This window comes from Kitasatospora sp. MY 5-36 (genome assembly GCF_001182915.1).
In the GTDB taxonomy this organism is placed as follows: Bacteria; Actinomycetota; Actinomycetes; order Streptomycetales; family Streptomycetaceae; genus Kitasatospora.
In genome coordinates this window covers 1-1,240 of record NZ_LFVW01001235.1, presented here as the reverse complement: position 1 = coordinate 1,240, position 1,240 = coordinate 1, and the positions used below count along the sequence as shown (strand labels likewise).

Below are 1,240 nucleotides of genomic sequence, written 5' to 3'. Positions count from 1 at the left end.
CGGGGCGGGCGGCACGGGGGCACCGGCCGGCGGCGGGACGGGCGCGCCCGGCTGCGCGGCGTACGGGGCCTGCGGGGCGTTGGGGTTGAACGGCGCGTTGGGGTTGAACGGCGCCTGCTGGGCGGCGTTCGGGTTGAACGGCGCGTTCGGGTTGAACGCCCCCTGCGGCGCGTTCGGGTCGAACGGGGCGGCCGCCTGCGCGGGCTGCTTCTTGGCGTTGCTGCGCTCCACCAGCGCCTTCACCGAGGCGACGATCATGCCGACCGGCAGGATGAACGCCTTGAAGAAGATGGTGTACGTGCCGCCCTCGAAGACGAACGCCAGGTAGTAGGCGTACCCCAGGAACGCGAGGCCGAGGACGAGGTTGAGGATGCGCAGGCCGACCTTCAGTCCGCCGGCCGCGACCCCGAGGGCCACCATGATGGCGCCGCTGAGGGCCAGCAGTACGACGTACCAGGAGAAGAGCGGTTCGGCGCTGAAGTCGAGATTGTTCACGGGGGCTTTCCTGGGAGGGGAAGGAGAAAAACGGCGGGAACCGTTCGGGGACGACAGCGCACAGTACTGGAGGCGGCCGACATCCGTCGCCGCCTTTGTGTCACGGTGTCATTGCGCCGGTCCGGAGCGGGAGTAGACGAGGTGGGGAAATGACGGGGTTTGAGGTGCTGCGGGTCTTTTGCGGGCCCGACGGGAGCCACGGGAACGCGCTCGGGGTGGTGCGCGACGGCGCCGCCGTGCCGGGTCGCGCGGACCGGCAGCGGGTCGCGCGCGAACTGGGCTTCAGCGAGACGGTGTTCGTCGACGACCCGGAGCGCGGGGAGATCGACATCTACACCCCGTCGGTGCGCCTGCCGTTCGCCGGCCACCCGTGCGTGGGCGCCGCCTGGCTGCTCGGGGTGGACCGGCTGGTCACGGCCGCCGGCGAGGTGGCCGTGCGGCGCGAGGGCGGGCTGATCCGGATCGAGGCCCGGCCGGAGTGGGCCCCGGGGCGCACGCTGCGGCCGTACGGTTCGGCGGCCGAGGTGGAGGCGCTGGAGGTGCCGCCGCCGGGGGAGTGGGTCTACGCCTGGGCCTGGCAGGACGAGGCGGCCGGCACCGTCCGGGCCCGGGCCTTCCCCGGGCGGGGCGACGGGATCGACGAGGACGAGGCGACCGGTGCGGCCGCCCTGCTGCTGGCCGCGCACCTCGGCCGGGCGCTGACCATCACCCAGGGCCGGGGCTCGCGGCTGCTGGCCGGGCCGCG

Annotated in this window: 1 protein-coding gene and 1 pseudogene; one reads left to right on the top strand and one right to left on the bottom strand. The window is 74.0% G+C overall.

The features are described from left to right. Positions 1–495, bottom strand: a pseudogene (locus tag AE652_RS43370) (hypothetical protein); the annotation flags it as partial. Between the two features lie 149 nt (positions 496–644). Between AE652_RS43370 and AE652_RS41630 the strand changes: the two are divergent. Continuing rightward, on the top strand, positions 645–1,240 hold a 596-nt coding region (locus AE652_RS41630), incomplete at its 3' end, for a PhzF family phenazine biosynthesis protein (protein ID WP_049661222.1).